General features: G+C 70.2%; 21 protein-coding genes. 19 read left to right on the top strand and 2 right to left on the bottom strand.

Annotated elements, in window-relative coordinates:
- The first annotated feature begins 63 nt into the window (after positions 1 to 63).
- Both M4D53_RS11810 and metE read left to right on the top strand, forming a co-directional pair.
- Positions 64 to 1011 (top strand): methylenetetrahydrofolate reductase, encoded by a 948-nt coding sequence (locus tag M4D53_RS11810; RefSeq protein WP_259954189.1) that lies wholly within the window; start codon positions 64 to 66, stop codon positions 1009 to 1011.
- A gap of 21 nt (positions 1012 to 1032) precedes the next feature.
- The gene (gene metE, locus M4D53_RS11805) at positions 1033 to 3342 is read left to right on the top strand and encodes a 5-methyltetrahydropteroyltriglutamate--homocysteine S-methyltransferase (RefSeq protein ID WP_259954188.1); all 2310 of its coding nucleotides are present in this window, start codon (positions 1033 to 1035) and stop codon (positions 3340 to 3342) included.
- Between the two features lie 64 nt (positions 3343 to 3406).
- Here metE and lexA read toward each other — a convergent pair whose 3' ends face one another.
- Positions 3407 to 4093 (bottom strand): transcriptional repressor LexA, encoded by a 687-nt coding sequence (gene lexA, locus M4D53_RS11800; protein WP_259954186.1) that lies wholly within the window; start codon positions 4091 to 4093, stop codon positions 3407 to 3409.
- A gap of 283 nt (positions 4094 to 4376) precedes the next feature.
- Here lexA and M4D53_RS11795 point away from each other — a divergent pair, with 283 nt between their 5' ends.
- The 6 genes from M4D53_RS11795 (at position 4377) to M4D53_RS11770 (ending at position 8790) form a co-directional block, all read left to right on the top strand.
- Complete coding sequence (locus M4D53_RS11795) at positions 4377 to 4745, top strand: LysM peptidoglycan-binding domain-containing protein (RefSeq protein ID WP_187661886.1); 369 nt, start codon at positions 4377 to 4379, stop codon at positions 4743 to 4745.
- Positions 4746 to 4809: 64 nt separating this feature from the next.
- Positions 4810 to 5904 carry a histidinol-phosphate transaminase gene (locus M4D53_RS11790; protein WP_370428498.1) on the top strand — a complete coding sequence of 365 codons (1095 nt, stop codon included), beginning with the start codon at positions 4810 to 4812 and terminating at the stop codon, positions 5902 to 5904.
- Positions 5901 to 6518, top strand: coding sequence for an imidazoleglycerol-phosphate dehydratase HisB (gene hisB / locus M4D53_RS11785; protein ID WP_060922523.1), 618 nt, complete (start codon positions 5901 to 5903; stop codon positions 6516 to 6518). Before M4D53_RS11790 ends, hisB begins: the two co-directional genes overlap by 4 nt.
- Positions 6515 to 7150 carry an imidazole glycerol phosphate synthase subunit HisH gene (gene hisH / locus M4D53_RS11780; RefSeq protein ID WP_259954184.1) on the top strand — a complete coding sequence of 212 codons (636 nt, stop codon included), beginning with the start codon at positions 6515 to 6517 and terminating at the stop codon, positions 7148 to 7150. Before hisB ends, hisH begins: the two co-directional genes overlap by 4 nt.
- Before the next feature lie 112 nt (positions 7151 to 7262).
- On the top strand, positions 7263 to 8009 hold the full coding sequence (gene priA / locus M4D53_RS11775; RefSeq protein WP_025105284.1) for a bifunctional 1-(5-phosphoribosyl)-5-((5-phosphoribosylamino)methylideneamino)imidazole-4-carboxamide isomerase/phosphoribosylanthranilate isomerase PriA: 747 nt from the start codon (positions 7263 to 7265) through the stop codon (positions 8007 to 8009).
- A complete protein-coding gene (locus M4D53_RS11770) occupies positions 7993 to 8790 on the top strand; it encodes an SseB family protein (RefSeq protein WP_187661882.1) in 798 nt (265 codons plus the stop codon). The genes priA and M4D53_RS11770 overlap by 17 nt, the downstream gene beginning before the upstream one ends.
- An 18-nt stretch (positions 8791 to 8808) precedes the next feature.
- Here M4D53_RS11770 and M4D53_RS11765 read toward each other — a convergent pair whose 3' ends face one another.
- Positions 8809 to 9207, bottom strand: coding sequence for a DUF1844 domain-containing protein (locus M4D53_RS11765; protein ID WP_060922526.1), 399 nt, complete (start codon positions 9205 to 9207; stop codon positions 8809 to 8811).
- 234 nt (positions 9208 to 9441) lie between these two features.
- Between M4D53_RS11765 and infC the strand changes: the two genes are divergently transcribed.
- The 11 genes from infC to M4D53_RS11710 form a co-directional block, all read left to right on the top strand.
- Entirely contained in the window at positions 9442 to 10080 is a 639-nt protein-coding gene (infC, locus tag M4D53_RS11760) for a translation initiation factor IF-3 (RefSeq protein WP_370428515.1), read from the top strand.
- Positions 10081 to 10152: 72 nt separating this feature from the next.
- Complete coding sequence (gene rpmI, locus M4D53_RS11755) at positions 10153 to 10347, top strand: 50S ribosomal protein L35 (RefSeq protein WP_025105280.1); 195 nt, start codon at positions 10153 to 10155, stop codon at positions 10345 to 10347.
- A gap of 31 nt (positions 10348 to 10378) precedes the next feature.
- Positions 10379 to 10765 carry a 50S ribosomal protein L20 gene (gene rplT / locus M4D53_RS11750; RefSeq protein ID WP_187661881.1) on the top strand — a complete coding sequence of 129 codons (387 nt, stop codon included), beginning with the start codon at positions 10379 to 10381 and terminating at the stop codon, positions 10763 to 10765.
- 88 nt (positions 10766 to 10853) lie between these two features.
- Positions 10854 to 11666, top strand: coding sequence for a TrmH family RNA methyltransferase (locus M4D53_RS11745; RefSeq protein ID WP_259954182.1), 813 nt, complete (start codon positions 10854 to 10856; stop codon positions 11664 to 11666).
- A gap of 22 nt (positions 11667 to 11688) precedes the next feature.
- Entirely contained in the window at positions 11689 to 12360 is a 672-nt protein-coding gene (locus tag M4D53_RS11740) for a response regulator transcription factor (RefSeq protein ID WP_259954181.1), read from the top strand.
- A gap of 3 nt (positions 12361 to 12363) precedes the next feature.
- Entirely contained in the window at positions 12364 to 13737 is a 1374-nt protein-coding gene (locus M4D53_RS11735; RefSeq protein ID WP_259954180.1) for an ATP-binding protein, read from the top strand.
- A complete protein-coding gene (locus M4D53_RS11730) occupies positions 13734 to 14696 on the top strand; it encodes a TAXI family TRAP transporter solute-binding subunit (RefSeq protein WP_259954178.1) in 963 nt (320 codons plus the stop codon). The genes M4D53_RS11735 and M4D53_RS11730 overlap by 4 nt, the downstream gene beginning before the upstream one ends.
- Positions 14697 to 14958: 262 nt before the next feature.
- On the top strand, positions 14959 to 15705 hold the full coding sequence (locus M4D53_RS11725) for an amino acid ABC transporter ATP-binding protein (RefSeq protein ID WP_060922536.1): 747 nt from the start codon (positions 14959 to 14961) through the stop codon (positions 15703 to 15705).
- Between the two features lie 46 nt (positions 15706 to 15751).
- On the top strand, positions 15752 to 16666 hold the full coding sequence (locus tag M4D53_RS11720; protein ID WP_259954177.1) for a glutamate ABC transporter substrate-binding protein: 915 nt from the start codon (positions 15752 to 15754) through the stop codon (positions 16664 to 16666).
- An 84-nt stretch (positions 16667 to 16750) separates the two neighbouring features.
- Positions 16751 to 17398, top strand: a complete 648-nt coding sequence (locus M4D53_RS11715; protein WP_062636670.1) for an amino acid ABC transporter permease — start codon at positions 16751 to 16753, stop codon at positions 17396 to 17398.
- On the top strand, positions 17395 to 18290 hold an 896-nt coding region (locus tag M4D53_RS11710), incomplete at its 3' end, for an amino acid ABC transporter permease (RefSeq protein WP_259954174.1). The genes M4D53_RS11715 and M4D53_RS11710, both read left to right, overlap by 4 nt.

Raw genomic sequence — 18290 nt, 5'->3', positions numbered from 1 at the left:
CCGCCCGCGAGCGACGTGCTCTTCGTCGTGCGCGGACCCCGGCCCCTGTCCCCTGGAGAGAAGATGTCTTCCCCGTTCGACGCCTCCCGCGCCTCCCGCGTGCCGTTCTCCTTCGAGCTGTATCCGCCCCGCTCGGAGTCGAGCCAGGAGGCGCTGCACGAGACCGTCCGTCACCTCGCCGCGGCCGGACCCGCGTTCCTCTCGGTGACCTATGGCGCCGGCGGCTCGACCGGGGGACGCTCGCTCGACGTGCTGCGGTTCATCCGCGAGCACACCGACGTCGAGCCCCTCGCCCATCTCACGTGCGTCGGCAACACCTATGCCGGGGCCACGGCGCTCATCCGGGAGTTCCTCGACGCCGGGATCCTCCGCTTCCTCGCCCTCCGCGGCGATCCGCCCGCGGGCCGGACGGAGCCCTTCCTCGGCGACCTGGAGAGCGCGGCTCAGCTCGTGCAGCTCATCGATCGCGTCCAGGCCGAACGTGCTCCGTACCAGGAGTCCCCGGTCCCCGGCCTTCCCGGTGCCGCGCTGGTGGCCCCCCGGCAGAAGGTCGACATCGCGGTCGCGGCCTTCCCGAAGGGGCACCCGCGGGCCACGCACCGCACCCAGGACGTGGAGGCTCTGCTCGCCAAGCAGGCGGCGGGGGCGACCTTCGCCATCACCCAGCTCTTCTTCCACCCGGACGACTACCTCGCCTTCGTGGAGCGAGCTCGAGCGGGCGGCGTCACCATCCCGATCCTTCCCGGCATCATGCCGATCACCTCACCTGCCCGGCTGGCCCGGGTGCTGGAGCTCACGGGGGAGGACCTGCCGAGCGAACTCTCGGTCGCCCTCGACGTCGAGCCCACCGCCGAGGGGCGCCGGGAGATCGGGATCTCGTGGGCCGCGCGCCTCGCCGCCGACGTCGTCGCCGGCGGCGCCCCCGGCGTCCACCTGTACGCCTTCAACCAGCACGAGACCGTCCTGACCGTCCTCGCCGAAGCCGGCATCGTCCCGGCGCTCCGGCACTAGTCCCCGCCGAAAGGAAACACCATGACCGCATTCCCCGAGGGCACCATCCTCGGCTATCCCCGCATCGGCCGCCGCCGCGAGCTCAAGAAGGCCGTCGAGGCGTTCTGGGCGGGCCGCATCGACGAGCAGGAGCTGGAGCGGACGGCAGCGGACCTGCGCGCGGCGACCCGTGAACGCCTGGCCGCCCTCGGCCTCGGTCGCACGGACTCGTCGATCCCGGAGTCCTTCTCGTTCTACGACCAGGTGCTCGATGCCGCCGCCACGGTCGGCGCCATCCCCGCGCGCTTCGACGACCTGCGGGAGGCGGACGGGACGATCGGACTCTCCGCACTGTTCACCGTCGCCCGCGGCGAGGGGGAGCGCGCGCCGCTGGAGATGACGAAGTGGTTCGATTCGAACTACCACTACCTCGTGCCGGAGATCGGCCCGGAGACGGCGTTCTCCCTCGCCAGCGACCGGCTGGTGCGCGAGGTCGCCGAGGCCGCAGCCGCCGGATTCGTCACGCGTCCCGTGGTCGTCGGACCGGTCACGCTGCTGGCGCTCGCGAAGGCGTCGGACGACGCGCCGGAGGGCTTCGAGCCGCTCTCGCGTCTGGAGGACGTGCTGCCGGTCTACGTCGATCTGCTCGCCCGCCTGCGCGCCGCGGGTGCCGAGTGGGTGCAGCTCGACGAGCCCGCGCTCGTCAGCGAGTCGCTGCCGGCCACGACCGCCCAGCTCGCCTCGGCGGCGGAGCGCGCGCTCGCGGTGCTGGGCAGCGCCGAGGAACGTCCCTCGATCCTCGTCGCGGCCCCGTATGCGAGCCTCGGCGAGACGTTCGGGACCGTGGCCGCGGCCCCCATCGAGGCGATCGCCGTCGACCTCGTGCGCGGTGCCGTCCCGGAGGTGGTGCCTGGCCTCGAGGGCAAGACCCTCGTCGGCGGTGTGATCGACGGTCACAACATCTGGCGTGGCGACCTCTCCGCGGCGTTCGACTCCCTGGAGGCGCTCCGCGCGCTCGGTGCTCCGGTGTCCGCGGCCACCTCGACCTCGCTGCTGCACGTGCCGCACGACGTGGAGGACGAGACCGCGCTCGACGAGCGCCTGGTGTCCTGGCTGGCGTTCGCGGACCAGAAGGTGCAGCAGGTCGTGACCCTCGCCCGCGGTCTGTCCGAAGGGCGCACGGCGATCGCGACCGAGCTGGACGCCGCGACCGCTGCGCTGCAGGATCGCCTGAGCGCTCCCGGCGTGCGCGACGGTGCGGTGCGTTCCCGTGCGCTGACCGACGCCGACTTCGCCCGTGCTCCGTACGCGGAGCGGGAAGAGGCGCAGAATGTCCTCGGCCTGCCGGTGCTGCCCCTGACGACGATCGGCTCCTTCCCGCAGACCGGAGACATCCGCCGCGCACGCGCGCAGTTCCTCCGCGGCGAGATCCCCGAGGACGACTACGAGGAGTTCCTCCGCCGTGAGGTCGCCGCGGTCGTCTCCCTGCAGGAGGACCTCGGCCTCGACGTCCTCGTGCACGGCGAACCCGAGCGGAACGACATGGTGCAGTACTTCGCCGAGCACCTCGACGGCTTCGCGGTCACGCAGCACGGCTGGGTGCAGTCGTACGGCTCGCGAGCCACGCGTCCGTCGATCCTCTGGGGCGATGTCTCCCGCCCGGCGCCCATCACGGTCGCCTGGTCGGCATACGCCCAGTCGCTCACCGCGAAGCACATGAAGGGGATGCTCACGGGGCCGGTCACCATCCTCGCGTGGTCCTTCGTCCGCGACGACCAGCCTCTGGGGGAGACCGCGAACCAGGTCGCGCTCGCCCTCCGCGACGAGATCGCCGATCTGGAGGCCGCGGGCATCCAGGTGATCCAGGTCGACGAGCCGGCGCTGCGCGAGCTGCTGCCGCTGAAGCAGACCGACCAGCCCGCGTACCTGGACTGGTCCGTCGCCTCGTTCCGTCTGGCGACGGGCGGTGCCGCGGCGGCCACGCAGGTGCACACCCACCTCTGTTACTCGGAGTTCGGCGTCGTGATCGACGCGATCCGTGCGCTCGACGCCGACGTGACGTCGATCGAGGCGGCCCGCAGCCGCATGGAGGTCGTCGCGGACATCGCCGAGGTCGGCTTCGACCACGGCATCGGCCCCGGTGTCTACGACATCCACTCGCCGCGTGTGCCGACGGTCGAGGAGGTCGAGTCCCTGCTGCGTCGCGCGGTCGAGGAGATCCCGCTCCGTCAGCTCTGGGTGAACCCGGACTGCGGCCTGAAGACCCGCGGCTACGCCGAGACCACGGCATCGCTGCGGAACATCGTCGAGGCCACCCGCCGGGTGCGCGAGGACGTGGTGGTCACCGCCTGACACTCCTGCTCAGCGAAACGACGAAGGCCCTCCCGGTGCACCGGGAGGGCCTTCGTCGTGTGTCTCAGACGGCGCGCATGACCGCGACGACCTTGCCGAGCACGACGGCTTCGTCGCCCAGGATCGGCTCGAACGCGGAGTTGCGGGGGAGCAGCCAGGTGTGGCCGTCGCGACGACGAAGCACCTTGACGGTGGCCTCGCCGTCGAGCATGGCGGCGACGATCTCACCGTTCTCCGCGGTGTTCTGCGACCGGACCACGACCCAGTCCCCGTCGCAGATCGCGGCGTCGATCATCGACTCGCCGGAGACCTTGAGCATGAAGAGGTCGCCTTTGCCGACGAGCTGCCGGGGGAGCGGGAAGATCTCCTCCACCTGCTGATCGGCGGTGATGGGCACGCCGGCGGCGATGCGGCCGACCAGCGGGACCAGGGCGGCGTCGCCGACCGGGGTCGCCACATCCGCGGGGTTCTCCGCACCGGTGCCGGGAAGGTCGATGAGGACCTCCATGGCGCGCGTCTTGCCCGGGTCGCGCCGCAGGTAGCCGCTGAGCTCGAGCTGACCGAGCTGGTGCGTGACGCTGGACAGCGACTTGAGTCCGACGGCATCGCCGATCTCGCGCATGCTCGGCGGGTAGCCGTTCTGTGCGATGGAGCCCTGGATGACCTCGAGGATCGCCATCTGCTTCGGACTGAGGCTCTTGCGACGGCGGGTGCGCGGCGCCTCGGACTCGAGGGCTGAGGTGTCGCTCATGGTGCTCCTTCACTGCGTGATCCGACGTGCCGCTTCGAATGTCGGTGGCCCGTGGTGGGGTGTCCTTATCGAAACCGTATCCGAGAAAAGCGCGGATCTGGAAGATCTGTTCGAGCGTGTCGGGCGATTCGCGGGCCGCGGTTTCGAAGACAGCTTGACAGATGTTCGAACTCGAAGATATCTTCGGAACGTAGCTTCGCATCGACGGCTCCCGGCCGAGGCGCGGATGCGAAAGCTACGCCAACCTCCCCGGGCTCCGGCGCCGGGACAGTAAGGAGCAGACATGAGCAGCATCAGCCTCAGCACCGCGACCGCCTTCCCGGCATCGGCCCGTCCGGCCACCCGGCTGCGGATCACGGCACGCGGTCGCCGCGCTCTGCTCGCGCTCGCCTCGGTCCCGCTCGCGGCGGGCATCGCCTTCGCCGCCATCAGCGGGGGCAGTGCGATCGCCTCCGGCGCGGACGCACCGGCCGTCTCCGTCGAGACCGTCACGGTCATGCCCGGCGACACCCTCTGGTCGATCGCGAGCAGCATCGCCCCCGAGGCCGACCCCCGCGAGGTCATCGGTGAGATCAGCCGCATGAATCTCCTGCGCGGCGGCGAGCTGCAGGTCGGTCAGGAGCTCGCGCTCCCGGCCCGCTACACCGACTGACGCGGAGCCCGAGTCTTCCGATCCGGTCGTCACGATGACCTCGGCTCTCCGTGCTCCTCTTAAGATGGGAAGGGTGACCTTCTCCCTCAACGATCTCCCGCTCCGCGACGATCTGCGCGGACTCACCCCGTACGGCGCGCCCCAGGCCCCGCTGCCGGTGGCTCTGAACGTGAACGAGAACACGCATCCCGTTCCCGACGAGGTCGCGAGCGACATCCTCGATGACATCGCCGTGGCGATCCGGGACGTGAACCGGTACCCGGATCGTGAGTTCACGACGCTGCGGGAGGCCTTCGCCGATTACCTGGGTCACGGCCTCACGCCGGAGCAGATCTGGGCGGGAAACGGCTCCAACGAGGTGCTGCAGCACATCTTCCAGGCTTTCGGCGGTCCGGACCGCACGGCATTCGGCTTCGGCCCGACGTACTCGATGTACCCGCTCATCGCGAAGGGCACAGGGGCGTCGTGGATCGCCGGCACCCGGCAGCCGGACTACACCGTCACCGCGGAGGAGGCGGCGGAGCAGGTCCGTGCGGCCGACCCGGACATCGTGATCCTCTGCTCGCCGAACAATCCGACGGGCACGCCGCTGGGGCTCGACGTGGTGGAGGCCGTCTACGACGCCGCCCGTGGCGTGGTGATCGTCGACGAGGCCTATCAGGAGTTCGCGCCGCGCGATGCCCCGTCTGCACTGACTCTGCTGGAGGGCCGGCCGCGGCTGGCGGTCTCCCGCACCATGAGCAAGGCCTTCGCCTTCGCCGGTGCCCGCGTCGGCTACCTCGCCGCCGACCCCGCGTTCATCGACGCGCTGCGTCTGGTGCGCCTGCCCTACCACCTGAGCGCCCTGACGCAGGCGGCGGCCGTCGCCGCGCTCCGCAATGCCGACGTCATGCTCGGGATGGTGCAGGAGATCGTGGAGCAGCGCGACCGGATCACGGCCACGCTGGAGGCCCTCGGCTACACGCCCCACCTCTCGTGGTCCAACTTCGTGCTGTTCGGCGGCGTCGCGGACCCGCAGGCCACCTGGCAGCAGCTCTACGATCGCGGCGTGCTCGTCCGTGACGTCGGCATCCCCGGTCACCTGCGGGTGAGTGCCGGTACGGAGGCGGAGACCACGGCGTTCCTGGACGCCCTGGCCTCGATAGGATCGGCATCATGACCATCCCCGCGCCCACCGCACGCACCGCGAGCCGCGTGCGCAGCACGTCGGAGTCCACCGTCGAGGTCGAGCTCAACCTGGACGGTACCGGCGCGAGCCGCATCGACACCTCGGTGCCGTTCTTCGACCACATGCTCACGGCGTTCGCGAAGCACTCGCTGACGGATCTCACCGTGCGGGCGTCCGGCGACACCCACATCGACGCGCACCACACCGTGGAAGACGTCTCGATCGTGCTCGGTCAGGCGATCCTCGCCGCGCTCGGGGACAAGTCCGGCATCTCCCGCTACGGCGACGCCCTCGTCCCCCTGGACGAGGCGCTCGCGCAGGCGGTCGTCGACATCTCCGGTCGCCCGTACCTCGTGCACGAGGGTGAACCCGCGGGCTTCGAGCACCACCTGATCGGCGGGCACTTCACCGGATCGCTCGTCCGGCACGTCTTCGAAGCCATCACCTTCAACGCCGCCCTCACCGTGCACGTCCGGGTCCTGGGCGGGCGCGACCCGCACCACATCGCCGAGGCCGAGTTCAAGGCGTTCGCGCGGGCGTTCCGTCAGGCGAAGGCGCTGGATCCCCTCGTCGACGGCATCCCGTCCACCAAGGGAGCCTTGTGAGCGCCGCGCCCCGGGTCGCCGTCTTCGACTACGAATCCGGCAACGTCCACTCCGCGGTCAAGGCGCTCGTCGCCGCGGGAGCCGACGCCGTCCTCACGCGCGACCGCACCGAGGCGCTCGAGGCCGACGGGTTCGTCGTGCCCGGCGTCGGAGCCTTCCAGGCCGTGCGGGACGCCCTGCAGGCTCACGGCGGCGACGAGATCATCGGCCGTCGTCTCGCGGGCGGTCGACCGGTGCTGGGTATCTGCGTCGGCATGCAGGTGCTCTTCGAGCACGGCGTCGAGCGCGGGCACGACGCCGCGGGCCTCGGCGAGTGGCCGGGCGCCGTGACGGAGCTCAACGCCCCTGTCCTGCCGCACATGGGCTGGAACACCGTGGAACCGGGGGAGGACACCGTCCTGTTCCGCGGGATCGAGCAGGAGCGCTTCTACTTCGTGCACTCCTATGCGGCGCAGTCCTGGGAGCTCGATGTGATCCCGCCGTTCCCCCAGCCCGTGCTCACCTGGGCGACCTACGGCGGTCCCTTCCTCGCGGCCGTGGAGAACGGCCCGCTCTCGGCGACGCAGTTCCACCCCGAGAAGTCCGGAGACGCCGGCATCCAGCTGCTCCGGAACTGGGTGCAGAGCCTCTGATCCGGGGCCGCGTCGGCGCCGGGCGTCATGCGGTTTGTCCCGCGCCCCGCGGCGGACTACCCTCGTCTCTCGTGCCCTCTCGGGCCGCAGACCCACCCGAACCAAGGACCCCATGAACGACTTCGCGCAGTCCCCCTCGCTCACGCTCCTCCCCGCGGTCGACGTCGCCGGCGGCAAGGCGGTCCGTCTGACCCAGGGGGAGGCGGGCACGGAGACGAGCTACGGCGACCCGCTCGACGCCGCGGGGGAGTGGGTCTCGCAGGGGGCCTCCTGGATCCACCTCGTCGACCTCGACGCGGCGTTCGGACGCGGCAGCAACGCCCCGATCCTGCGCAAGGTCATCAAGCAGTTCAAGAACGTCAACGTCGAGCTCTCCGGCGGCATCCGGGACGACGCGAGCCTGGAGGCGGCTCTGGAGAGCGGCGCCGCCCGCATCAACCTCGGCACCGCCGCCCTGGAGAACCCGGAGTGGGCCGCCGACGTGATCAGCCGCTTCGGCGAGGCGATCGCCGTCGGCCTCGACGTGCGCGGCACGACGCTCGCGGCGCGGGGCTGGACGAAGGAGGGCGGCGACCTCTGGGAGGTGCTCGAGCGCCTCGAGGACGCCGGCTGCAGCCGCTACGTCGTCACCGACGTGACCAAGGACGGCACGCTGCGCGGTCCGAACCTGGAGCTCCTGCGTGAGGTCACCTCGCGCACGCCGAAGCCGGTCGTCGCGTCGGGCGGCATCTCGAACCTCGACGACATCGCCGCCCTGCGCGACCTCGTGCCGCTGGGCGTCGAGGGCGCCATCGTCGGCAAGGCGCTGTACGCGGGCGCCTTCACGCTGGCGGAGGCCCTGGATGTCGCCGGAGACTGACCCCCACGCCTGCGGGCCGGAGCCGCACAACCGGGCGGACTCGGCCGGTGTCCCCTGGGAGGGGCGCAGCTTCGAGTCGAATCCGCATGCCGCGGACGACGGCTCGGCGGACCCTGCTCTTCTCGCCGCCCTGCTCCGCTTCCGCGCGGGGGAGGGGAGTCAGACGGAGGTCGTCGACGCGTTCCGCTCCGCGCGGGTGCTCATCCCGCTGATCGCCGAGAAGGGTGAGGAGGGGGTGGCCCCCAGCGGCCTCGCGGTGGACAAGACGCAGGAGCTGTCGATCGTCACCGTCGCCGCACCGGACGGGCGCCGCGTCCAGCCGGTGTTCTCGTCGGTCGAGACGATGCAGCGCTGGGACCCGTCGGCGCGACCCATCCCGGTCGAGGCCGTCCGCGCCGCGCTGGCCGCATCGTCGGAGGACACCGACCTGATCGTGCTCGACCCGACCTCGGACACGGAGTTCGTGATCCGGCGACCCGCCGTCTGGGCCGTGGCGCAGGGGCACGCGTGGGAACCGAGCTTCCTCTCGCCCGAGGTGGTCACCGCGCTCCGGGAGAGCATCGCCCACGAACTCGCCGTGATCGACGTCGCGGTCGCGCCCGGTGACCCGGATGCGCGGCTGCGCGGGCCGGAGCTCATCGTGGTGCTGGAGCTCGTCGACGGCCTGGAGCGCGAGGTCCTGGATGCGGTGCTCGCGCGCCTCGCCCAGCGGTGGGCGGCGGATGACCGCATCGCCGTCCTCGCCGACTCGCTGACGGTCAAGCTCCGCCGCAGCGTCTGAGGCGGAGCTCCGACCGGATCAGGTGACGGGGCCGGTCCACTTCTCGCCGGGGCCCTTGCCGATCGGGTCCGGGATGGTCGAGGCCTCGCGGAAGGCGAGCTGCAGCGAACGGAGGCCGTCACGCAACGAGCGGGCGTGCATGTCGCTGATCTCGGGGGCGCCGGCGGTGATGAGTCCCGCCAGCGCGTTGATGAGCTTGCGCGCCTCGTCCAGGTCGAGCTGAGCCGCGGCCTCCGGGTCGTCCGCCAGGCCGAGCTTGACGGCGGCAGCACTCATGAGGTGCACGGCGGCGGTGGTGATCACCTCGACGGCCGGAACGTCGGCGATGTCGCGGACGGCCGAGGAGGCCGCTTCTTCCTGCCGAGCCCATCGCTCCTCGCGCTCGCGGGCCGCCTCGTCCGATGCCTGGTTCGTCACTTCGCCTTGCTTTCTGTTAGACTTTGGCGGGCTCCGGAGCGTCATGCTCCGGAACGAAAGAGGATTCACTTCCCACCCGCGCTTGCCGTTCCAGGCTACCGGGTCTTGCGCTCCGCCGGCTCCGCTCGTCACGAGGGGGACCGGTAGACAGGGTGCGGAGCCGGCGTCTGAGAGCCGGCGGGTGGGGGACGACTCCGATTTCGCCCGAGATGCAGACAGCATCACGGTGGCCGAATCACATCGTCTAAGGAGCTCCGCATCAGCGATCCCCGTACCAATGAGCGCATCCGCGTCCCCGAGGTCCGCCTCGTCGGCCCCGCGGGTGAGCAGATCGGCGTTGTCCGCATCGAGGCAGCGCTGCGTCTCGCACAGGAAGCCGATCTCGACCTCGTCGAGGTCGCCCCGAACTCGAAGCCGCCCGTCGTCAAGATCATGGACTACGGCAAGTTCAAGTACGAGGCCGCGCAGAAGGAAAAGGAAGCGCGTCGCAACCAGGCGAACACGATCCTCAAGGAAGTCCGCTTCCGTCTGAAGATCGAGGCGCACGACTACACGACGAAGCTCAAGCGCGCCGAGGGCTTCCTCAAGGCCGGTGACAAGGTCAAGGCCATGATCCTCTTCCGCGGTCGCGAGCAGTCGCGTCCCGAGCAGGGTGTGCGTCTGCTGCGCAAGTTCGCCGAGGACGTCGCCGAGTTCGGCACCGTCGAGTCGAACCCGACCATCGACGGCCGCAACATGGTCATGGTCGTCGCGCCGCACAAGAGCAAGTCCGAGGCGAAGCAGGAGCAGAACGCCGTGCGCGCCGCGAACAAGCAGGCCGCGCGCGATGCGAAGAACGACGCGGACGCTTCCGCGGACGCCCCGGCGGAGTAGATCCGCCCCCAGAACTCCCGCACCGCGGGTTGACACCGTCGCCTGAGAAGGCGCCATACGAAGGAAGAGAAGATGCCGAAGCAGAAGACCCACTCGGGTGCTAAGAAGCGCTTCAAGATCACCGGCAGCGGCAAGCTGAAGAAGCAGCAGGCCGGGATGCGCCACAACCTCGAGCACAAGTCGAGCCGTCGCACCCGCCGTCTGAACCAGGACCAGGTGCTCGCGAAGGCGGACTTCAAGGTCGCGAAGAAGCTTCTCGGTCGCTGACGCGCCGAACGCACGATAGGAACACAGGAAAATGGCAAGAGTCAAGCGGGCGGTCAACGCCCACAAGAAGCGTCGGGTCATCCTCGAGCGCGCCTCCGGCTACCGCGGTCAGCGTTCGCGCCTCTACCGGAAGGCCAAGGAGCAGGTCATCCACTCCCTGGTCTACTCGTACCGGGACCGTCGCAAGCGCAAGGGCGACTTCCGTCGTCTCTGGATCCAGCGCATCAACGCCGCTGCCCGCCAGAACGGCATGACGTACAACCGCTTCATCCAGGGTCTCAACCTCGCGGGTGTCACGGTCGACCGTCGTATGCTCGCCGACCTCGCGGTGAACGATGCCGCGACGTTCACGACGCTGGTCGAGACGGCGAAGAAGGCTCTGCCCTCCGACGTCAACGCGCCGAAGTCGGTCGCGTAAGCATCTCGCTTCCGAACGGGCGTCTTCCTCCGGGAAGGCGCCCGTTCCGCGTATCCGGGCGGTGGCGGGCTGACCGTAGACTGAGTCCGTGCTGGAGAACCCCCGTTCCCCCCGAGTCCGTGCCGTCGCCAAGCTGACCAAGCGCAGCGCGCGTACCGAGACCGGGCTGTTCCTGTTGGAAGGTCCGCAGTCCGTCCGTGAGGCGCTGACGTACCGTCCGGAGGCGATCATCGAGCTGTTCGCGACCCCCCACGGGTGGGAGAGGCACGCGGACATCCGTGCCGCGGCGGCGGAGGCGGACGTCGAGGTCGAGTACGTGAGCGAGGACGTGCTCAACGCGATGGCCGACACGGTGACGCCGCAGGGGCTGGTCGCCGTCGTCCGGCAGACGCCGACCTCCGTGCGCGACATCTTCGATGCCGCACCGCGTCTGGTCGCCATCTGCGAGGAGGTGCGCGACCCCGGCAACCTCGGCACCATCATCCGGGCCGCCGACGCCGCCGGCGCCGACGCCGTCGTGCTCACGGGCCGTACGGTCGATCCTTACAACCCCAAGGTCGTGCGGGCGACGACGGGCTCGCTCTTCCACCTTCCGGTCTCCGTGGGTGGGGACCTCGACGAGGTCGTGCGACGTGCGCACGATGCGGGCCTGCAGATCCTCGCGGCCGACGTGAAGGGGGATGACCTCCTCGCAGCCCGCGCCGACGGTGTGCTCGGCGAGCCGACCGCCTGGCTGTTCGGCAATGAGGCGCGCGGACTCGAGGACGAGGCGCTGACACGGGCCGACCGGGTCCTGCGGCTGCCGATCTTCGGACGCGCGGAGTCGCTCAACCTGGCCACCGCGGCGAGCGTGTGCCTGTACGAGAGCGCGTTCGCCCAACGCGCCGCCGCCACCGGCTGACCGGCGACGGACGGGACGCAGGATGCGGATTCTCATCGTCGAGGACGACGAGCGGGTGGCGGGGGCCTTGCAGGCCTTCCTCGCGCGCTCGGGCTATGCCACCGTGCACGCCGCCGACGGGGCGACCGCGCTGGAGCACGTCGACGCCGACACCGAGGTGGTGCTGCTGGACCTCGGGCTGCCGGACGTCGACGGGATCGACCTCTGCCGTCGCATCCGGGGGCGGTCCGACGTCCCGATCGTGATCGTCACCGCGCGCAACCAGGTCGCCGAGCGCATCAAGGGGCTGCGGGCCGGGGCCGATGACTTCGTGGTGAAGCCGTACGACGTGCACGAACTCCTGGCGCGGATCGAGGCGGTCACCCGGCGATCACGACCGCTGCGCACGGAACCGGATACCCGGGTGCTGCTGCACGACGGGGCGGTGCAGATCGACCTCGTGGCGCGGGAGGTGCAGGTCGGCGGGGTGCCGCTGGCGCTCACCCGCAAGGAGTTCGACATCGTGGGCGTGCTCGCCCGGTATCCGGGTGTGGCGGTGCCGAAGGAGCGCCTCATCCGCGAGGTCTGGAACACCGATTGGCGCGGCTTCGGCCACTCGCTCGAGGTGCACGTGGCGGCCATCCGGAAGAAGAGCGGGGACCGCGCGTTCATCGAGACGGTGCGCGGCGTCGGCTATCGGCTCGCGGGGTCCTGACGCGTGCGCCGCCGCCTGACCGTGGTCTTCCTCGTGCCGCTGATCGTCGTGCTCGTCGCGCTCGGCGGCGTGACCGGGTGGAGCGCGGCGCGCAGCGTCCAGCAGTCGTTCTACGCGGAGCAGCTCGGCGACCTCGGCTACTTCGCGACGAGCGCCAGGCAGGCGCTCCGCTCCGGGAGCCCGGCGGTGATGGACGCCGAGGTCCGACGCTTCCAGGAGGTGTACGGGATCGAGGTGACCGTGTTCGATCTCACCGGCAGCCCGTGGGCGGCGGGGGATCACGGCGACACGGTCCTGTCGGAGGAGGACGCGCAGCGGGTACGGCTGGCGCTCTCCGGACGCCGCGCCGAACAGCCGACCTCCTCCGCATGGGTCGTGTCCGACGCGGCGCTCGTGGAGCCGGTGTTCGACGACGGCGACGTGATCGGCGCCGTGCTCGTGAGCGGAGGAACGGAGACGCCGCAGACCGTCATCCTGCGCCAGACGCTCGTGCTCGGCGTGATCGTCGTGCTGCTGTGCGCGCTCGGCATCCTCCTGGTCGCCGGGCTGGCGCGCTGGGTGCTCTCCCCGGTGCGCCGCCTCGACGAGACGATGGCGGCGATCGAGCGCGGGGAGATGGACGCCCGCGTGGCCGAGGGCACCGGGCCGCCCGAGCTGCGGCGCATGACGCGTGTGTTCAACGGCATGGCCGATGAGATCGAGCGCGTCATGACCCGGCAGCAGGAGTTCGCGCTGAACGCCTCGCACGAGCTGCGGAATCCGCTCAACGCGCTGCTGCTGCGCGTCGAGCACCTCGCGACGGGCCTGGGACGCGAGTGGGACCACGACGTCGAGGAGACGAGGGAGGAGGGCCGGCGGATGACCCGCATCCTGGAGACCCTCCTCGGACTCGCCCGCGGCGGTCGCACCGACTCCACGATGTCCGCGGTCGATCTGGCCGCTGTCGCAGCCCGCCGGGTGGAGGCCTGGCAGGAGGTGGCGGCGCAGCGGGCCATCGGGCTGCGCCCCACGGGGGAGCCGTCGGTCATGACGATCACCGACCGCACCATCGTGGAGAGCGCGCTCGATGCCGCGATCGACAACGCGGTGAAGTACTCGCCGGAGGGCTCGTCCATCGAGGTCGGCGCGCGGCGCGTGGGCGGCGAATGCCACCTCACCGTGCGCGACCACGGCCCTGGTCTGTCTCCGGAGGACGCCTCGTCGGCGGCGGACCGCTTCTGGCGGAGCGCGGACAGCGGCGACATGCCGGGGACCGGGCTCGGGCTCGCGATCGCGACCGACCTCCTCGCGACGGTCGGGGGCGAGCTGCGGGTGTGCGGCGCCGATGGCGGCGGGCTCCTCGTGGCCCTCGTCCTCCCCGCGGAGGCGGCGGCATGAGCGGGCGGGGACGGCGTGTCATGGCCGGGATGCTCGCGCTCGTGACGGCGGTCGCGTTGAGCGCGTGCAGTCCGCGTTCCGAGGGATGGACGGACACCGTCGCCGTGATCGCCGCGGGCAGCCCCACCGGGGTCTACCACGACTACGGCAGTCGCCTGGCGGTCGAGCTGTCGCGCGAGCTGGACGTCGATCTCACGGCGGAGGAGAGCGCCGGATCGGTCGACAACCTGCTGCGGGTGAGTGCGGGGGAGGCGCTCCTCGGCTTCGCGCAGGGCGATGCCGCGGCCGACGCCGTGGCCGGAACGGGAGCCTTCGCCGAGCCGCTGGACGTGCAGGCGGTCGCCCGCCTGTACGACGAGTACCTGCAGATCGTCGTGCGCGACGACTCGGCCCTGGACGATCTCGCGGATCTCGCCGGGGGGACGATATCCCTCGGGGCCGAGAACTCGGGGGTGAACGTGATCGCGACCCGGGTGCTGCACGCCGCCGGCGTGGCCGCGGATACGATCGACGATCCGCAGCTCGACCTCGGCGGGTCCATCGCCGCCATGGAGCGCGGCGAGATCGACGGCTTCTTCTGGGTGGGCGGGCTGCCGACGCCCGGCATCGCGGACCTCGCGGAGACCGTCGACGTCCGTCTGCTCCCGGTCGAGCAGGACTGGGTCAATGCGGTCAACGAGCGGTACTCCCATGCGTATCGGCCCGCCGACGTGCCCGCGGGCACCTACGGCCTCGATGCCTCCGTGATGACGTTGGCGGTGCCGAACTACCTCGTCACCGCCGGAAGCACCCCGCCCGGCGTCGTCCATGATCTCGTCGCGGGCCTGTTCGCGGCGCGCACCACGTTGGCCGCCGACGTCCCGGCGGCAGCGTTGCTGGACCGGCGGTCCGCGATCTTCACCGGGCCGGTGCCCTTGCACCCCGGTGCGGAGGAGTACTACCGCGATCTGCGCCGGTGACGGGCGCCCCCTCAAGAAATCCTCAAGATCCCTGACAGGCTTCGGTGCGCTCTGCCAGGGTGAGGTCGATCGCACACGATCGGACACCTGCTGCCTGCTGTCGCTGGGAGCGTGGCAGCAGGGCGATCCCGCGGCCCGAGGGGGCGGGCCGTGGGGCGCCCCTGCGAGGATGCATTGGCGCCGCGATCAGGTGATTACGAACGTGTAAACCTCACCGTGGTGCCTGGAACCGCGCGCATCGCGTGGCTAGTTTGGAGAAATGATGACCTCTGAAACCCCGCTCGTCGTCGTCGAGAACGTCCAGAAGCACTACGGCGAGTTCCAGGCGCTCAGCGACATCGACCTGACCGTCAACGCGGGGGAGGTCGTCGTCGTGATCGGCCCCTCCGGCTCGGGCAAGTCGACGCTCTGCCGCACGATCAACCGCCTGGAGACCATCACCAGCGGCTCCATCCGCATCGACGGCAAGGAGCTGCCCGCGGAGGGCAAGGCTCTCGCGCACCTGCGGGCCGACGTCGGCATGGTCTTCCAGTCCTTCAACCTCTTCGCGCACCTCACGATCCTCGAGAACGTGACGCTCGGCCCGATCAAGGTCCGTGGCCTGAAGAAGTCCGACGCCGAGGCCGAGGCGATGATGCTCCTCAAGCGGGTCGGCGTCGCGCAGCAGGCGAACAAGCTGCCCGCGCAGCTCTCGGGCGGCCAGCAGCAGCGCGTCGCCATCGCGCGGGCCCTGGCCATGCAGCCGAAGGTCATGCTCTTCGACGAGCCCACCAGCGCGCTCGACCCCGAGATGATCAACGAGGTCCTCGACGTCATGGTCGAGCTCGCCCAGGAGGGCATGACGATGATCGTCGTCACCCACGAGATGGGCTTCGCCCGCAAGGCGGCCGACCGCGTCGTCTTCATGGCGGACGGCCGGATCGTCGAGGAGGCCACGCCCGAGGAGTTCTTCACGAACCCGAAGAGCGACCGCGCCAAGGACTTCCTCTCGAAGCTCCTCACGCACTGACTTCCCAGACCCAGCACCCACAGCACAGCACACGAAGGAGACGCACATGCGACGCACACGGACACTGGCCGGATTCGGGATCGCCACGGTGGCGCTGCTCGCGCTCACGGCCTGCAACAGCGGCACGCCGTCGAGCACCGGCACGTCGGGCAGCGACGAGGGCGACGCCTCGAGCAGCACGCCCTGGACCATCGAGGAGGATGTCACGATCGAGGGGAGCCCCACGTTCGACCGCATCTCCTCGTCGGGCACCGTCAAGGTGGGCGTCAAGGAGGACCAGCCCGGTCTCGGCTACCTCGACCCCGTGACGAACGAGCGCACCGGCTTCGACGTCGACATCGCCCGCTGGATGGCGGCATCCCTCGGTGTCGACCCGGAGAAGATCGAGTTCCAGGCGATCGCCTCCGCGAACCGCGAGCAGGCCATCGTCAACGGCGACATCGACTACTACGTCGGCACCTACTCGATTACCGACAAGCGCAAGGAGCAGATCGCCTTCGCCGGTCCCTACTTCGTCACCGGCCAGGGCCTCCTCGTCGCGGCCGACAGCGACATCGCGAGCGTCGACGACCTCGACTCCTCCACGACGGTCTGCTCGGCGACGGGTTCGACGCCGATCCAGAACATCAAGGAGAACTACCCCGAGGTGAAGACGAAGGAGTACGACACGTACTCCAAGTGCGTCGAGGACCTCAAGAACGGGCAGGTCGACGCCGTCACGACCGACGAGGCGATCCTCATCGGCTACGCGGCCCAGGACCCCGACAACCTCAAGGTCGTCGGCGAGCCGTTCAGCGAGGAGCGCTACGGCATCGGTGTGGCGAAGGGCGACGACGCGCTCGTCGAGTACTTCAACACCCAGCTCACCGACGGTGGTGACATCTGGCAGCAGATCTTCGACAACAACCTCGGCGCCTCCGGTGTGAAGGCCGAGCAGCCCGAGGTCGACCCGGTCGGTTGATCTCGCGGGGGCGGTCGGTCCGACCGGCCGCCCCCGTCCTCCTCGGCGTCGACCTGACGCGGAAACGAACCGAAAGGCACAGCAGTGGGAGTGATCTCGGACCACCTCGACCTCTGGGGTGAAGCGCTGTGGGGAACCATCGCGCTGTTCCTCGGCGGTGGCCTCATCGCCGTGGTGCTCGGACTCATCGTCGGAGCGGCCCGCGTGTCCCCGGTCCCGATCGCGCGCGGCGTCGGCGCCGTGTACGTGAACTGGATCCGGAACACCCCGCTCACGCTGGTGATGTTCTTCTTCGCGTTCTGCCTTCCGATCCTGCTCGGGGAGCGGGTCAACTCCCTGCTGCTCGCCACGATCGCGCTCGGCATCTACACCGCCACCTACGTCGCTGAGGCGATCCGCGCCGGCATCAACACGGTGCCGGTCGGACAGGCGGAGGCGGCACGGGCCATCGGCCTCAACTTCGGCCAAGTCATGCGCTTCGTCGTGCTGCCCCAGGCCACGCGGTCCGTGGTCCCGCCGCTCATGAGCGTGCTCATCGCCCTCATGAAGAACACCACGGTGGCCGCCGGCTTCTCGGTGGTCAACCTCGGCACGATCCGAGCGGCGCTCAGCGAGCGGGGCGAGAACGCCCTCGTCGTGCTGCTCTGGGTCATGGTCATCTTCGTCGTGCTCGTGCTGCTCCTGAGCTGGGTGCAGCGCGTACTCGAGAACAAGTGGAGGATCGCGCGATGAGTTCCGTCCTGTTCGACGTCCCCGGGCCTCGCGCCGTCGCCCGCAACCGGATCATCGGCGCCGTAACGATCCTCGTCGTCCTCGCCGTGCTCGGCTGGGTGGTCTGGCGCCTGTACGCCACCGGCCAGTTCTCCGCGGAGAAGTGGAACATCTTCACGTACTCGGCGGTCTGGGTGCGCTTCGGGGAGGGGCTGCTCAGCACGCTCTCCGCCTTCGCGGTCGCCGGTGTCGGTTCGATCGTGCTGGGCTTCGTCCTCGGCATCGGCCGCCTCTCCGAGCACGCCTGGGTGCGGGAACCGGTGCGGTGGATCATCGAGATCATGCGGGCGATCCCCGTCCTGATCCTCATGATGCTGCTGTACTACGGCCTCCCGGTGATCGGTATCCGGATGCCCCCGTACTACGCGGTCGTCATCGCGCTCATCGTCTACAACGGCTCCGTGCTGGCGGAGGTGCTCCGCGCCGGGATCGAGTCGCTGCCGCGCGGGCAGAAAGAAGCCGGCTACGCGATCGGCCTGCGCAAGACCGGGGTCATGTACTTCATCCTGATCCCGCAGGCCGTCCGGGCGATGATGCCCGTGATCATCGCGCAGCTCGTGGTGGCCCTGAAGGACACCGCGCTCGGCTTCATCATCACGTACCAGGAGCTGCTCTACGTCATCAACCAGATCGGCAACCAGGCGCCCTACGGGTCGCCGCTGATCCCCGCCGCGATCGTCGGCGGCTCGATGTACGTCGCGGTCTGTCTGGTGCTCTCCTACGTCGCCTACCGCCTGCAGCGCCGCGCCAAGCGCTCGGCCAAGGCCGGTCCCGTGGAGCCGGACCCCCGCCAGCACGACGGCGAGACGAACACGTCGCTCATCGTGATGCAGCGGGGTCTCGGTAAGCACGA

The organism is Microbacterium meiriae, assembly GCF_025143875.1.
Taxonomy (GTDB): Bacteria; Actinomycetota; Actinomycetes; order Actinomycetales; family Microbacteriaceae; genus Microbacterium; species Microbacterium meiriae.
Note: the sequence above shows the minus strand (reverse complement) of the source record. Positions and strands in the feature narration are given on the sequence as shown.

What these genes read in the sequence shown, in the direction of transcription:
- M4D53_RS11810 (WP_259954189.1), top strand. Translation starts at nt 64, where the DNA reads ATGTCTTCCCCGTTCGACGCCTCCCGCGCCTCCCGCGTGCCGTTCTCC.
- metE (WP_259954188.1), top strand. Translation starts at nt 1,033, where the DNA reads ATGACCGCATTCCCCGAGGGCACCATCCTCGGCTATCCCCGCATCGGC.
- lexA (WP_259954186.1), bottom strand. Translation starts at nt 4,093, where the DNA reads ATGAGCGACACCTCAGCCCTCGAGTCCGAGGCGCCGCGCACCCGCCGT.
- M4D53_RS11795 (WP_187661886.1), top strand. Translation starts at nt 4,377, where the DNA reads ATGAGCAGCATCAGCCTCAGCACCGCGACCGCCTTCCCGGCATCGGCC.
- M4D53_RS11790 (WP_370428498.1), top strand. Translation starts at nt 4,810, where the DNA reads ATGGGAAGGGTGACCTTCTCCCTCAACGATCTCCCGCTCCGCGACGAT.
- hisB (WP_060922523.1), top strand. Translation starts at nt 5,901, where the DNA reads ATGACCATCCCCGCGCCCACCGCACGCACCGCGAGCCGCGTGCGCAGC.
- priA (WP_025105284.1), top strand. Translation starts at nt 7,263, where the DNA reads ATGAACGACTTCGCGCAGTCCCCCTCGCTCACGCTCCTCCCCGCGGTC.
- M4D53_RS11770 (WP_187661882.1), top strand. Translation starts at nt 7,993, where the DNA reads ATGTCGCCGGAGACTGACCCCCACGCCTGCGGGCCGGAGCCGCACAAC.
- rpmI (WP_025105280.1), top strand. Translation starts at nt 10,153, where the DNA reads ATGCCGAAGCAGAAGACCCACTCGGGTGCTAAGAAGCGCTTCAAGATC.
- rplT (WP_187661881.1), top strand. Translation starts at nt 10,379, where the DNA reads ATGGCAAGAGTCAAGCGGGCGGTCAACGCCCACAAGAAGCGTCGGGTC.
- M4D53_RS11740 (WP_259954181.1), top strand. Translation starts at nt 11,689, where the DNA reads ATGCGGATTCTCATCGTCGAGGACGACGAGCGGGTGGCGGGGGCCTTG.
- M4D53_RS11730 (WP_259954178.1), top strand. Translation starts at nt 13,734, where the DNA reads ATGAGCGGGCGGGGACGGCGTGTCATGGCCGGGATGCTCGCGCTCGTG.
- M4D53_RS11725 (WP_060922536.1), top strand. Translation starts at nt 14,959, where the DNA reads ATGACCTCTGAAACCCCGCTCGTCGTCGTCGAGAACGTCCAGAAGCAC.
- M4D53_RS11720 (WP_259954177.1), top strand. Translation starts at nt 15,752, where the DNA reads ATGCGACGCACACGGACACTGGCCGGATTCGGGATCGCCACGGTGGCG.